Raw genomic sequence first — 14,259 nt, forward strand, 5'->3', positions numbered from 1 at the left:
GGTGGGACGGGGCTCTCCATCTCCCTCCCGCCCCACCCCTTTTTCTTCTCTCTTCCCATCAACTCAGCACAGACAACCGACCGAGGAACACATGCGAATGAGAACACGACACCAACCACCGATTGCGATCGCCGCCCTGGCGCTCACAGCATTGCTCGTCGGCCCGCTGGTGACCTCCGGCTCCGCCCGCGCCGAGGACGCCGAGGAGCAGGAGAGCAGCACGGTCACACTCAGTGGCACCCTCTTCACCGACGCCAATGGCAATGGCGTGCAGGATGCGGGAGAAGAGGGCATCCCGAGCATCACCGTCGGCGCGGGAGCTGACGACTGGGGAGCACTCAACGATCCTACTGCGGATCCCGATGTCTACAGCCCTGCTCAGGATGTCACGGACGCTGACGGACACTACTCGATCGAAGTGTCCACGACGGTCGATTTCCTGGCTGAGAGCGGCCTCGACGGAGACCCTGCCACCGTGCATTATTTCGTCAATCCCTCCTACGACGACCCCTATGAATGGGAGGCTCCCAGCCTGACGCGCGACAGTCAGGGCTGGTACGTCATCTACACCACCACCGATTTGTCCCGACCGGGGGCGAGCGAGGGAGACCTGAGCTTCGGGTTGCGCCGCCCGGAGACGGACCAACACCCGGACAATGACAACGTGGAGTACGGCCAGCCCGGGAAGTGGCTGGTTGCCCCGTACGGGCATGGTGACGTGATCTATCCAGAGATCGACACGAGTGAGGACGGCACCCAGTCCCTGGCACTGCGGTCCCACTTCGACGGGTATGACCCGTTGGATCTGAACAATCTGGTGATCTACCACAATGACAACGCGAAGGAGACGCTGCCGGAGACGTACACCCCGGACGCGGACTACTCCTTCATCGCCCCAGAGGGGTCGACCGTGTACCGCTCGCGGGAGGCGGGCTCGATCGACGGCTCGCCATGGATCGGATTCTCGACCCAGTCCCCGACGCTGCGGGATCTGGACTTTAATCACCCCTTCAGCTTCCGTTTGGATGCGGTGACCGGCTATGACGGTGGGGCGGCCCCGGGCGACGTGGTGCTGTGGCAGGACGGTGGCCTAGCAAGCGCGAAGACGGAGTTCAGCACGAAGAAGGCTCAGCCCTCGGTGTGGTCCTTTGCGAACCAGCGGCACACGCATGAGAACTGGAGCTTCACGAGCTCGGGCATCTACTGCATGGCCTTCAGCGTGCAGACGGAGATGCCCGATGGCACCCGGGCGGAGACCCACGGTATCCTCACCCAGATCGTGGGCTCGCAATACGACCCGAGCACCATCGAGCCCTGCGGGCGCCACCTGGACTATCCGGGTGTGGTGAAGGAGCCCATCACGAATGTGGACGACACTTCCCCGTATGTCTCGAACGGCGGGACGGCCGCATTCACCGCGCGGCTGGATGACAGCGATGACCTCCAGGTCACCTACAACCAGGAACGCGATTATGGGGATGGCCCGAATATCGCCCATAATGTTGACGACGTCATCCTCTATGGGCAGGCCGGCATCAACTATCCGTACCGCTTCCAGCTCGGGACGCGAGCCGGAAAGGCCATCGGGCGCTCCATCACGTGGGACACCTCGCAGATCGAGAGTTCTGATCTGGACGGTGACCTCACCTGGACGTTCGACAGCGTGCAGGGGCCGGGAGACCTCTATGTGGGGCAGGGGTCCGCGGGCCAGGCCGGGAGTATTGGTGAGTGGGCGGCGGACCAGCGATGGGATACCGCCACGGGGCAGTTGTCCCAGCAGATCTGGACGGGCTCCCGCCGCGAGGATCTCAATTGGTCGGTCACGCGGCCGGGCGTGTACTGCGTGGCCATGACGTGGTCCGGGACGACTGCCGGGGGGCAGGCGGTCAGCGACCACCATACCTTCACTCTGGTGGCCGACGGCCCCCTCGATCCGGACGACTATGAGCGGTATGCGAACGACCACGAGGGGGATGCGCACTCCACCGGCCCGATGTGGCTCGCCTCCGAGCACAACGCGCTGGATCGCACCTGCGCCGATGGGGCCGAACCGACGAAGGCGGAGGACGTGCCCGTGCCGGACAACGGCGGAGACACTCCCGCCGCGAAGCCCTGGGACGTGGCCAACTGGTCCAAGACGGACTCCGGAGCGACCATCCTGAACAACGGCCACATCGACATCGCCTCCACCCTGGAGGACGGGGTGTTCGCCACCCAGGTGAAGGACACGACGGCCGAGGGCTTCCAGAATGCCACCCACGACGGAGCCTCCTGGCACGACCCTGAGGATGTCGTGCTGCAATTGCTGCCCGGCTCAGAGACGAGCGTGCCTGACGATCCCCGCTTTGCCTTCCTGGGCGATCCGCACACTCCACTCTGGCAGGTCACCGAATCCCAGCAGGAGGGGCTGCTGTGGCCGGGCTGGTCCACCGAGACGATCCCCGAGGACGCCACTCAGACCGGGGTGCAGTGGGCACTGGATCGGATGTCCGCTCCGAAGAACGGTCAGTTCGCCCTGTACCACAGCGGGACGCAGCTCGGCTCGGTCGAGGAGCTGTTCACCACGCGTGACGGCATCACCGAGGCCGATTCCTTCGAGATCGCCAAGCATGCGCATGTCCATGCCTCCTGGGCATTCAGCGCGGAGGGCACCTATTGTCTGGCCTTCACCCGCTCAACCACGCTGGCCGATGGGACTCCGGCCTCCGACGACTTCACGCTGGCCTTCTCCGTGGGGCAGAACGACGTGACGAAGGTCAACCCCGCGGACTGCTTCACTGACCGCGACCCGAACGCCGCGCCCGTCCCGGACCCCGGGGACCACAACCAGTCCGGGGACCACAACCAGTCCGGGGACCACAACCAGCCTGGCGACCAGAACCCCTCGGGTGGTCAGCCGCAGTCGGATCAGCAGCATCCGGATGGCGATCTCGCCCACACCGGCCTGTCTGACGCCCTGTTCACCTTGATCGGCGTGTTCGCAGGCGTGGGACTCCTCATCCTCGCCGCACGCGGACGCTCCGGCCGCACCCGGCAGTGACCCTTCACCTCCTGAGCAGGTTCCGCCCCATGGGTGTCCTCCCCATGGGGCGGAACCATGTTCTCAGTCCGTCAACAGCCCCCGGAGATCCTCAGCCGAGATCCGCCCGTCCCCGGCGCCGCCGCCGTCGACCACCGCCGAGACGAGCGCGCGCTTGCGCTCCTGGAGCTCGAGGACCTTCTCCTCGATGGTGCCGGTGGCGGCCAGGCGATAGACATTGACCTTTTTCGTCTGGCCGATGCGGTGCGCCCGATCGACGGCCTGCGCCTCCGCGGCGGGGTTCCACCACGGATCCATGACGTAGACGTAGTCGGCCTCAGTGAGGGTGAGTCCCGTTCCCCCCGCCTTCAAAGAGATGAGGAAGACGGGCCGTTCCCCCGAACGGAACGACTCGATGACTGAGCCCCGGTCGCGCGTGGCCCCGTCGAGATAGGCCACCGCCATCCCGCGGCGCTCCAAGACCGCCCGGATGCGCTGGAGGAAGGACGTGAACGAGCTGAAGACCAGCACCTGATGGCCGGCGGGGACGATCTGGTCCAGCTGGTCGGCCAGCAGCTCGACCTTCGCCGAACCCACCGACGCGTAACGCTCGTCGACGAGGGCGGGGTCGAGGGCGAGCTGGCGCAGCCGCATGATCGAGGTGAGGACCTGCATGCGGTTGGCCGAGAAGTCGTCGAGGAGACCCAGCAGCTTCGTCCGCTCCCGGGTGAGGTACTGATCGTAGATCCGCCGGTGCTCCTCCCCCAGCTCCACCGCGACCACCGTCTCCGTCTTGTCGGGCAGATCGGGAGCGACCTGCTCCTTCGTTCGGCGCAGGATGAAGGGGGCGGTCAGACGGTGAAGCCGGCCGAGTGCCTGTTCGTCGCCCTCGGACTCGATCGGCCTGCGGAAGCGCTCGTTGAACACGCGCCACGCCGGGAGCAGTCCCGGGTCCGTGACCTGGAGGATCGACCACAGGTCGCCCACGGAATTCTCGACCGGCGTGCCCGTGACGGCCACGCGCCACCCCGCGTCCACGCCCATCAGGGCCGCATGGATCGCGGTCTGCGGGTTCTTCGCCGCCTGGGCCTCGTCGACGACCAGCCCCGACAGCCGGGTCCCCGCCCATTCCTCGGGCTCCATGCGCACGATCGTGTAAGACGTCACCACCACGTCCGCGCCGCGGGTCAGGCCCGTGAGCGCCAGGTCGCGGCGCCGCGAGGTCGCCGGAACCACCCGCACCGCGAGATCGGGGAAGAAACGGCCGGCTTCCTGGGCCCACGTGCCCAGGACGCTCGTGGGGGCGACCACGAGGACCGGATCCGGGGCGCGCCCCGTGCGCGCGACCGCGTCGTCCTTGAGCGCCTGGACGGCGGAGAGAATCTGCAGCGTCTTGCCCAGCCCCATGTCGTCCGCCAAGATCCCGCCCAGCCCCAGACCCGCCAGCGCCGTCAGCCACTGGTGTCCGCGCACCTGATAGGGGCGCAGTCGGGCGAGGGACGACGCGGGCACGGGAAGGCCCGCGAGCTCTCCGCGCCCCGAGATCGCGCCGATCCGCCGCGTCCACTCCTGGGCGGCGTCCGCGTGGTCGGCGACCTCTGCCACCTCCTCCCACAACCCGGCCTGGAGGACGCTGAGACGGGGCTCGTCGCTGTCCTCCGCATCGCCCAGGAGCCGCGCCTCCTCCAGGAGCTCCCGCAACCGGGTCAGGCGGTCGCCGTCGAGGGCGACCCACGTGCCGTCGACGAGCAGGTGGTCCTCGCCGCCTGCGAGCGCCTCCAGCAGATCCGCCATCTCGATCTCGCGGCCCCCCACGACCACGCGCACCCGCAGGCCGAACCAGTCGCTGTCGCCCGCCTGGCCCAGGGTGGCTGCGATCCTCATGCCGTGCTCGTCGACGCGGGCCTCGCGCACCTCTGCGGCGATGTCCCAGACCAGTCCGTCCACGTCCATGGCGCCGACGACCTCGCGGAGGAACTCCGGCGCCCGCCACGCCGGGAATCGCAGGGTGCGCAGCTCTCCGCGCCACAGCTCGGGGGCCGCATGCAGCGCGCCGCCCGCCTCCTCGATCCGCCGTCGCACGGACTGGACGTCGGGATCCTCACGGGACTGCTCGATCGGCGCGCGCGAGACAGAGTCCCCGACCGCGTACTCGGTCCACCATCGCACCGTGACGGCGGAGAGCCCCTCAGGGCGGACGGTGGCGACGATGACGGGGTCCAGAGCCTCCGCCGTGTCGAAGGAGCCGTCGGTGGACATGAGCCCGACGGCGTGGTCCAGGCGTCGGGCCCACCGCGTCTGGAACTCGGCCAGGTCGGTCCCCGGAACCACCAGTCCGCGGGACGGGATGTGGTCGAGCAGGTCCTCCGCCCCGCCCACCTGCGCGACGCGGGTGCCGCCGTCGAGGAGGAGCAGCCCCGTGGCGGGCTCGACGCGGGGGTGCCGGTGGACCGTGTGCCCGTCCGTTGCCGCTGGGACGAGGGCCAGCCCCTCCCCATCGGCGCTGGCGTCGAGCCGGAGCTGCCAGGACCGCGTGTCCAGCACCAAAGGGGTTTCAGGATCCGTGCCGGCCAGCAGGTGCACGCCTGCGCGGTCCAGACGGCGCAGCCAGGCGGCGGCCTGGTCCCCGAGCGCGTCGAGGCTCACCTCGTGGGGGGAGCGCCAGGCGGCGCCGAGGCGGGAGATCCGGTACCCCTCACGTAGCAGCGCGACATGGGTCGGGTTGAGGTCGGCCGTCACCGACGTCCACTGGGTGTTCGTGATGTCGGGCCACGAGGCGCGTCTGGTGGCCCAGCGGGTGTGCGTCCCGGGGCGCAGCGGCGTGAGCCAGATCGGCTGGGAGGGATCGTGCGTGTCGACCAGGAGCGCCATGCCCTCGCCCTGCGCGCCCGACTTGCCGACGACCGCTTGGAGCGCCGTGCGCCACGTCGACTCCTCGGGGACCGCGCGGCGCAGGCGGTCGCGCAGCTCCAGGACGGTGGCGACGCAGTGCCGGCAGTCGCGTCCCACCGTGCAGGCGCAGGTGAGGTCCAGCCGCCCCTCGACGACCTCGATCCACGTCCGGTAGACGACTCCCGACCCGCGCACGCGACCCTCGGCCCGCTCGGCATCATGCTCCTCGGCTTCGAGCACCCGCCCGGTACGGAAGTAGGTGAGGCCCTTGGCCCAGGTCGCAGGCCCGACCGCGGCCATGAGATCCTCATCGGTGAGGCGGGAGATCACATCGTCGAGGGTGCGGGAGGTGGCCATCCGCCCAGTCTATCCGCGTGCGCCGGAGGCGGACCGGCACGTGTCAGTCGTCACCGAGCCGCCCGCCCGACTCCTCCAGGTAGCAGGCCGCGCACAGGGCCTCGTACTCCGCGTCGATGCCGTCGATGGACACCTGGTCGCCGTCGAAGACGAAATGCCCGTCGATGCGCCTGCCGTTGAGGATCGCCTTGCGCCCGCACCGGCAGATCGTCTTGAGCTCCTCCAGGGAGTGGGCGATCTCCAGGAGCCGCTGGGCGCCGGGGAACGCCCGGGTGCGGAAGTCCGTGCGGATCCCATAGGCGAGGACCGGGACCCCGTCGAGCACGGCGACGCGCATGAGGTCGTCGACCTGGCGGGGGGTGAGGAACTGCGCCTCGTCGACGAGCACGGCCGCGACCGGACGCGCCACTGTGGCCGCGCCGGAGGCTGGATCGTGGACGGCTGCACGGTGGAGGAGGTCCCGGATGTCGTCGTCGGCGTCGACCAGGAGGTCCGCCCGCCGCGTGACGCCCAGGCGCGAGACGATGTCCGCCTCCCCCTTGCGGTCGATGAGCGGCTTGACCAGCAGCACCCGTTGCCCGCGTTCCTCGTAGTTGAAGGCGACCTGCAGCAGAGCCGTCGACTTGCCGGAGTTCATCGCGCCGTAACGGAAGTACAGCTTCGCCATCCTCGTCGTCCTTCCCGAAGGTCCCCGCGCGATCCTACCCGGGGCGCAGAAGCGCTTCCGCGTAGGGGACGCCAGCGGTTCCTCAGTCGTAGACGCCCTCCACCGCCCAACTCCCCTGACGCTGGACGAGCAGCAGATCCGGCCCTTCCCCGTTCTCGCGTCCCACGCGGAGGTAGGCCCGCGGAGCGCGGGGCGAGTCCGGTCCCTCCCACCAACGCCCCAGAACCGCCCACGGCCCGCCCGTGACGCGGATCGTCACCGCGCGGCCCGCCTCGAGGCCGGCGGGCAGACGCGCTCCCGGGGCGGGATCCGGCACGAGGACCGTGGGCCTGGCGTCCAGGTCCCCGCGCGGGCCGACGTGGAGGGGACGCAGCCCCTCCCTTCCGCGCCGCTCGTCCCCCGTCACCGTCTGGCCCTCGGAGGCCACCACGGCGAGCAGAGGGGCGCCGCGCTCCGGCCCCTTCTCTGTCATGCCGTACAGGCGAGCGGGACACGGCGCGTCCAGGACCGTGGCCGGTTCCCCGTCGACCCCGCCCTCCCATTCCCCGTCCAGTGGCGCCAGATCGGGGACCGGTGCGCCCCATACCCCTCCGCTCACACGGGACCGGGGGTCCTGGCCGCCTTGGGCGTGCGGCGCGATGACCGCCTCCTCCCCCAGGAGGGATTGCAGGCGCAGCACGGCGCGCTCCGCCCGGACCCGCCCGTCCTCGCGTCCCCACAGGGGCGGACCAGGGGGCGCGGCGACGAGGCCGCGGGCCACCATGCCGACGCGCGCCAGCGCCGAGTCCGGTGCCTGCGCCCCGGGTTCCGCGCTGCCGCACGCCTGCGACCACCCCCGCAGCTGCCACCGCGCCCGGTCGACCACGTCGGCCGGTGACGCGCAGTCGACCGCCGTCCACGTCCGCTCGCGTCGGACGCCTGTCTCCGTCTCCATCCACACCGTCAGCGTCTGCGAGGAGGCGCCGGCACGCCACAGGCTTCCGGCCAGCTCCTCCGCGAGCCGCCGCAGCCCCACGACCACCTGGTCGAGGTCGACGACGGGCGGGTCGTGGTCGAGGGACACCGACACGTCCCGGGGCGCACGCGCCATGCCGCGCGTCGGCAGGTCCCCACCGGTGCACAGCGACCACAGGACCTCCCCCGCCCGCCCGAAACGCGTGGCCAGCGGGCCCCGCCCCAGCCCGACCGCGTCGGCGCAGGTGCGCACCCCGAGCTGGGAGAGCACGTCCACGGCGTGGAGGACGCCCTCCGCCTGCTCCGGGGGGAGCACCCGACCGGCTCCGGCCAGGGGCAGGTCGGCCAGGAATTCCCCGGTGTCCGCGGGGGGCACGACGACGCCCTGCCGGGCGGCCTCCAGGGAGGCGAGCATCCCGGTGGCGATGCCGACCTGGCACTCGGCACCCGTCTGCGCCGCCACGGACTCCACCAGGCATTCCGCCAGGGCCTCCTCCGTCCCAAGCCATCTGGCGGGCCCGGCCGCCGGGGCCCAGGCGAGGCCGGGACGCAGACACACGACCCCCGCCGCGACAGCGTCGAAGACGCGGGCCACCGGTTCGAAGGCCGAGGCCTGGCGCACCGGGTCGTCTGCGAGCACGATGAGCCCGGGGCACAGGGACTGCGCCGTCGAGACGGGCATGCGGGCGCGGACTCCCGCCCGCCGCGCGGCCATGGTGGGGACGACCACGCGCGCCTCGCGCACGGTCGCCGCCGGGGCGCCGGGCGGCACATCGACCACCAGGGAGGTCGTCGGCCAGTCGGGCACCCACAGCACGACGCGCCGCACCCCCGCGGGGGCGTGGGGGCCCGGTCCGCCTCTTTCCGCGTCCATCCTCATCCCGCCTCCCGCCGCGTCCCCCGCCGCTCTCCGCGCCCGGGCGGAGCCCACGGACGGGAGATCCCCGGCCATGGCGCCGCGGTCAGCAGGATCTGTCCCCCGCGCCGCACACGGGCGGCCAGACGGCGCCGCTGCCCGCCCGTGAGCTCCACGGGGCCGAGGCACAGCACATCCGTCCCCTCCGCGAGGGCCGCCACAACGTCGGCGACCAGCGGACCGGGATCAGGCACGCAGACCACTCGGTCCAGGTCGATCCCCTCGCGCCGGGCCGCCGCCCAGCCGATGTCCGGCACTGCGACGACGCCCAGCCAGCCGGCCGGGGGCAGCGCAGAAGCCGCCGCGCGGAGCAGCGCGCCCGTTCCCGCCCCGACCTCGAGGACGCGCCCCGCGACGGCAGCGCCGCCCTCGTCGATGGCGGGGCCGCCACGGGAGGAGATCGCGTGCTCGACGGCCAGGCGGGCGCCGGAGCGCACTCCTGCGCGCGCCTCGGCCCGCGCCAGCACGGCCCGGGCGCGCCTGAGCCGTTCGTCGGCGTCGGCCCGCATCATCCTCACCCCCATCGAACACCTGTTCGACAGTCTAGATGAAGCCGGGCCGGATCCCGGTCAGAGCGCCCGGCCCAGCGCCCGCAGCAGCAACTCGACCACCGCGGCCTCGTCCTCGTCCCCGAGCGCGGTGATCGCGAAGGAGGTCGGCCACATGCTCCCCCGGTCCAGGCGCGCACCGTCCTGGAAGCCGAGCGTGGAATAGCGGGCCTTGAACTTCGAGGCCGGCTGGAAGAAGCAGATGACCTTCCCGTCCCTCGACCAGGCGGGCATGCCGTACCACGTGCGGGTGGCAAGTTCGGGGGCGTGCTCGGCGACGAGGCCGGCCAGGCGCCGCGCGATGGCGCGCTCGCCCTCGGGCATGGCGGCGACGGCCGCGTCGAAGTCGGCGCCCGGGTCCTTCGGCCCCCCGGAGCGTCCGCGGCGCATCTCGCGGGCGCGCTCCCTCATGGCCGCGCGCTCCTCGGGGGTGAATGTCTCGTCGTCGGGGGCCATGGCTGCTCCTGGGGTCTTGTTACCGGATCGGCCGGATGGAGACGAGCCCGCGACCGGGGCGGCGGCCGTTGACGCGTCCTCTCGGTGAGAGCGTATTGGAATCACGGGTCGGACGCGCCCGGGACGCTCGGCCGAGGCGTCCGCTCGACGGAACGACACCCCGCTCCGGCTGTGCGCGCCCCGAGGCGGGATGCCCCACACTGGCGGTGGGCGCCGCCACACCGGCGACGTCGCCGCCGTCCGACGAGCGGCAATGTGGAAGGAGACACGATGGACCTCCAGAACCGCCCCCAGGCTCCCGATCCCTACGACTCGCTCCCGCCGGTCCCCGCCTTCGCGCTGGCCTCCGACGACCTGGGCGACGGAGCGACGATGCCCCCTCCATTCACCGCGGCCGGCGGCAGCACCTCGCCCCATCTGAGGTGGAGCGGCTTCCCGCCTCCGACTCGCGGCTTCGTCCTCACCTGTTTCGATCCCGACGCCCCCACGCCCTCGGGGTACTGGCACTGGGCCGTCGTCGACCTCGCCGCCGACCAGACCGAGATCGCGCAGGGGGCGGGCGCCTCCGACCTCACGCTGGAGGGCGCCGCGTTCCACTTGCGCGGCGACAACGGCGAGCACTCGTACATGGGCGCGGCTCCCCCAGCCGGAGATCGCCCGCACCGCTACGTCTTCGCCGTCCACGCCCTCGATGTCGAGACGCTGGGGCTCACCGACGAGACGACCCCGGCCGCCGCCTCCTTCCAGGCCCTCTTCCACACGATCGCCCGGGCGCGTCTGACCGTGACATATCAGGAACCCGCCCGCTGAGCCCATCGGGACCACCCACCTTTCGTCAAGTCTCAACAAAGACCAGGGCATCAAAACTTCAGAGCCCCTTCCCCACCTCCCCAATTCATGTCACAATACGGTGACGATTCGATATCGGAACGATATATTGTCGGAGACGTCCACGGATATCCACACTGCCCCGGGGAGGCATCATGACGATCGTCGACACGCACCCGGCCGAGACGGCGCGGACGGCGCCCGCTCCGGCGCGCCGGGACACGGCACTCGGCCGCGCTGCCGTCCCACGCCCGGGCGGGGCCTCGGTACCCGACCCGACGGGGAACGCGGTGCCGGCGCGCGTCCTCCACGCGCTGACGGCCCTCTCCGCCCTCGCCGGCGTCGCCCTGGACCTGTGGGCCGCCTACTCCACCCGCTCGTGGCTGCCGGCGGGCGCCGGATTCTCCACGACCTTCGGGCCCGGGTGGGACGGCTCGCTCAACCGGCTGGCCTACTTCACCACCCAGTCCAACCTCCTGGTGGCAGCCGTCTCCCTGGCGCTCCTCGTGCGCCCCGATCCCCGCACAGCCCTCCTGCGGGCCCTGCGGGTGAGCGCGCTGACGTCGATCCTCCTCACCGGGCTCGTCTACGCCATGGTCCTGGCCGGACCGAGCCTGGGTGGAGACTTCCCCGTCCACGTCATCGTCCAGACCACCCTCGAGCACGTCCTCACGCCGCTGTTCGCCGTCGCCGCGTGGATGGTGTCGGTCCGCAGGCCCCCCTCCTGGCGCGAGCTCGCCCTCACGCCCGTCCTCCCCGCGCTCTACCTCATGGCCACTCTTGCGCGCGGCGCGCTGATCGACTGGTACCCCTACACCTTCGTCGACGTCCCCGCGCTCGGCTACGCCCAGGTCACGCGCAACGCCGCCCTGGTCGCCGTGCTGCTGCCGGTCATCGCTGCGACCCTGGGCCTGCTGGGCCGCGCTCTGGCTCCCGGTCGCCGGGATCCCGTCGCCCCGGCGCCTCCCCAGATCCCGGATGAGGAACGCTAGGCCGACGATCGCCTCGACCGCGCCGGGCGCCGCCGCGGGGTGGGAGGATGGGCCGCGTGCTTCACGTGATCTTCTTCGAACCCCGCATCCCGGGCAACACCGGCGCCGCCATCCGACTGTCGGCCTGCACCGGGTCCATGCTCCACCTCGTGGAGCCCCTCGCCTTCGATATGGAGGACTCGAAGCTGCGCCGGGCGGGCCTCGACTATCACGACCTCGCCCACGTCCGGGTCCACCCTGACCTTGAGGACGCCCTGGCCGCCGTGCCGGGTCGGATCTGGGCGTTCACGGGCCACACCGATCGCCTCTACACCGACATCGCCTACCGCGACGGCGACGGCCTGATGTTCGGCCCCGAGCCCACCGGGCTGCCCGAGGAGGTCATGGCGCACCCGCGCGTCGCCTCGAAGGTCCGCATCCAGATGATGCCGGGCGTGCGCTCCCTCAACCTGGCCAACTCCGCCTCCATCGGCCTGTACGAGGCTTGGCGCCAGATCGGCTTCCCTGGCGGGGTCTGAGGGCCCGCCTCTCACCGGTGTCGGCGCCGGGACCCCGGACGGTCGATCTGCTCGGCGCGCTCGACGATGCGGCGCGGGTTGGATGCCCACAGCCACACCAGGCCCACGACGGCGATGACGAGAGGCAGGTACCAGTAGTCCGCGCCGAATCCACCCCACGCCGACCGCGTCCGCGTGAGATCGGGGATCCCCACCCCCAGCAGACCCACGATCACCGGCCCCACGGTCTCGATGATGACGGCGGTCCACCCCACCACTCGCATCCGCTTGCCGTTGTGCGTGAGGGCGACGGCGGCGACCAGGTACACGAGCCCCGCGACGAGGGCCACCAAGGCGGGCCCCAGCGGGCCGGAGCCCACATGGAGGAGGTCGAGGACGGCGCACACCGTCGTCCATGCTCCGAAAAGCCAGTAGACGACCAGGACGATGCGTCCGAGCCCCAGCGAGGGACCGCGCGTGTCGGCGATCTGGTCCTCCAGCTCCGGAGCACGGTCCGGCATGTCGCGGGACATCGTTCCCCCCTGTTCCTTCTTCTTTCCATGGGTTGACTGGAGCCGATCCTAGTCGCGGCCGGCGTCGCCGACCGCCGCCCCGCTGTGGGCGGTCCCACCTCGTCGGCCTCGCCGCGAAGCGGGAAAAAACACACTCCGGGTGGGACAATAGGCCCAGACTGGACCACGACGGTCCCGATCCGAGGCGAGGAGTGAAGAACGTGAGCGAGCCCAGCTACGACATCGTCATCCTGGGAGCGGGATCAGGCGGCTACGCCACCGCGCTGCGGGGCGCCCAGCTCGGCCTGAAAGTGGCCCTCGTCGAGGGCGACAAGGTGGGCGGCACGTGCCTGCACCGCGGGTGCATCCCGACCAAGGCATACCTGCACGCCGCGGAGACCGCCGACGCGGTCCGCGAGTCCGCGAGGGTCGGCGTCCAATCCGCGTTCCAGGGGATCGACATGGGCGCGCTGGGCGCCTACCGCGATGCGACGGTCACGAAGCTGTACAAGGGGGTCCAGGGTCTGCTGGCCTCCCGCAAGGTCGACATCATCGACGGATGGGGCCGCCTGGTCGCACCCGACGCCGTCGAGGTCGACGGCCGGCGCATCACCGGCCGCCATGTGGTCCTCGCCACCGGCTCCTACTCGAAGACGCTGCCGACGCTGCCCATCGAGGGGCGCGTCATCACCTCCGAGCAGGCCCTGCAGATGGACTGGGTGCCCAGCCGCGCCGCGATCCTGGGAGGCGGCGTGATCGGCCTGGAGTTCGCCTCGGCCTGGCGTTCCTTCGGAGCCGAGGTCACGATCATCGAGGCGCTCCCCCACCTCGCCGCCAACGAGGACGAGGCCGTCTCCAAGCAGCTCGAGCGCCAGTTCCGCAAGCGCGGCATCGCCTTCCACACGAACACGCGGTTCTCCGGCGCCACGCAGGACGAGGGCGGTGTGCATGTGTCCACCGAGGGCGGTCCCACCGTCGACGCCGACGTGCTGCTGGTGGCCGTCGGCCGTGGGCCCGTCACCCAGGGGCTCGGCTACGAGGAGCAGGGGATCACCCTGGAACGCGGCTTCGTCATCACCGACGAGCGCCTGCACACGGGTGTGGCGAACATCCACGCCGTCGGCGACATCGTGCCGGGCCTCCAGCTGGCGCACCGCGGGTTCCTCCAGGGCATCTTCGTCGCCGAGGAGATCGCCGGACTGAACCCCGCGCCGATCGTCGAGTCCGGGATCCCGCGCGTGACCTTCTGCGAGCCGGAGATCGCCTCGGTGGGCCTCACGGAGAAGCAGGCCCGCGAGAGCTACGGTGACTCCGTGCGGACCGTCGAGTACAACCTCGCCGGCAACGGCAAGTCGAACATCCTGGGCGCCACGGGCTTCGTCAAGCTGGTCTCCGTCGAGGACGGCCCCATCGTCGGGTTCCACGCGATCGGCGCCCGCATGGGCGAGCAGATCGGAGAGGGCGAGCTCCTCGTCAATTGGGAGGCCTATCCGGATGATGTCGCCGCGCTCATCCACGCCCACCCGACTCAGAACGAGGCCCTCGGCGAGGCCGCGATGGCCCTGGCCGGCAAGCCCCTGCACGCCCACAACTGACCCGCGCCGACAAGGAGAGAACACCC

General features: G+C 71.1%; 11 protein-coding genes. 5 read left to right on the top strand and 6 right to left on the bottom strand.

Annotated elements, in window-relative coordinates:
* Positions 1-97 precede the first annotated feature (97 nt).
* Positions 98-3,040, top strand: a complete 2,943-nt coding sequence (locus ACFQWG_RS04725) for a choice-of-anchor M domain-containing protein (protein ID WP_380972614.1) — start codon at positions 98-100, stop codon at positions 3,038-3,040.
* A gap of 63 nt (positions 3,041-3,103) precedes the next feature.
* On the opposite strand, the gene ACFQWG_RS04730 is transcribed toward ACFQWG_RS04725, so the two are convergent.
* The 5 genes from ACFQWG_RS04730 to ACFQWG_RS04750 form a co-directional block, all read right to left on the bottom strand.
* Positions 3,104-6,268 carry a DEAD/DEAH box helicase gene (locus ACFQWG_RS04730; protein WP_380972616.1) on the bottom strand — a complete coding sequence of 1,055 codons (3,165 nt, stop codon included), beginning with the start codon at positions 6,266-6,268 and terminating at the stop codon, positions 3,104-3,106.
* Positions 6,269-6,311: 43 nt separating this feature from the next.
* Positions 6,312-6,935 (bottom strand): thymidine kinase, encoded by a 624-nt coding sequence (locus tag ACFQWG_RS04735; protein ID WP_380972619.1) that lies wholly within the window; start codon positions 6,933-6,935, stop codon positions 6,312-6,314.
* Between the two features lie 82 nt (positions 6,936-7,017).
* A complete protein-coding gene (locus ACFQWG_RS04740; RefSeq protein WP_380972621.1) occupies positions 7,018-8,763 on the bottom strand; it encodes a Y-family DNA polymerase in 1,746 nt (581 codons plus the stop codon).
* A gap of 2 nt (positions 8,764-8,765) precedes the next feature.
* Positions 8,766-9,317: a hypothetical protein gene (locus tag ACFQWG_RS04745; protein WP_380972624.1), complete on the bottom strand. Its 552-nt coding sequence runs from the start codon at positions 9,315-9,317 to the stop codon at positions 8,766-8,768.
* 57 nt (positions 9,318-9,374) lie between these two features.
* Positions 9,375-9,809, bottom strand: coding sequence for an iron chaperone (locus ACFQWG_RS04750; protein WP_380972626.1), 435 nt, complete (start codon positions 9,807-9,809; stop codon positions 9,375-9,377).
* Between the two features lie 270 nt (positions 9,810-10,079).
* On the opposite strand from ACFQWG_RS04750, the gene ACFQWG_RS04755 reads away from it, so the two are divergent.
* The 3 genes from ACFQWG_RS04755 to ACFQWG_RS04765 all read left to right on the top strand — a co-directional run bounded on the left by ACFQWG_RS04755 (position 10,080) and on the right by ACFQWG_RS04765 (position 12,147).
* The gene (locus tag ACFQWG_RS04755) at positions 10,080-10,619 is read left to right on the top strand and encodes a YbhB/YbcL family Raf kinase inhibitor-like protein (RefSeq protein WP_380972628.1); all 540 of its coding nucleotides are present in this window, start codon (positions 10,080-10,082) and stop codon (positions 10,617-10,619) included.
* Between the two features lie 173 nt (positions 10,620-10,792).
* Positions 10,793-11,629, top strand: coding sequence for a Pr6Pr family membrane protein (locus tag ACFQWG_RS04760; RefSeq protein WP_380972631.1), 837 nt, complete (start codon positions 10,793-10,795; stop codon positions 11,627-11,629).
* A gap of 56 nt (positions 11,630-11,685) precedes the next feature.
* Positions 11,686-12,147 carry a tRNA (cytidine(34)-2'-O)-methyltransferase gene (locus ACFQWG_RS04765; protein WP_380972634.1) on the top strand — a complete coding sequence of 154 codons (462 nt, stop codon included), beginning with the start codon at positions 11,686-11,688 and terminating at the stop codon, positions 12,145-12,147.
* 11 nt (positions 12,148-12,158) lie between these two features.
* Here the strand turns inward: ACFQWG_RS04765 and ACFQWG_RS04770 are convergent, their stop codons facing one another.
* On the bottom strand, positions 12,159-12,659 hold the full coding sequence (locus tag ACFQWG_RS04770; RefSeq protein WP_380972636.1) for a hypothetical protein: 501 nt from the start codon (positions 12,657-12,659) through the stop codon (positions 12,159-12,161).
* 200 nt (positions 12,660-12,859) lie between these two features.
* On the opposite strand from ACFQWG_RS04770, the gene lpdA reads away from it, so the two are divergent.
* A complete protein-coding gene (gene lpdA, locus ACFQWG_RS04775; RefSeq protein WP_380972639.1) occupies positions 12,860-14,233 on the top strand; it encodes a dihydrolipoyl dehydrogenase in 1,374 nt (457 codons plus the stop codon).
* The last annotated feature ends 26 nt before the right edge of the window (positions 14,234-14,259 follow it).

Origin of the sequence: Schaalia naturae (assembly GCF_042665795.1) — a bacterium.
Lineage (GTDB): Bacteria > Actinomycetota > Actinomycetes > Actinomycetales > Actinomycetaceae > Pauljensenia > Pauljensenia naturae.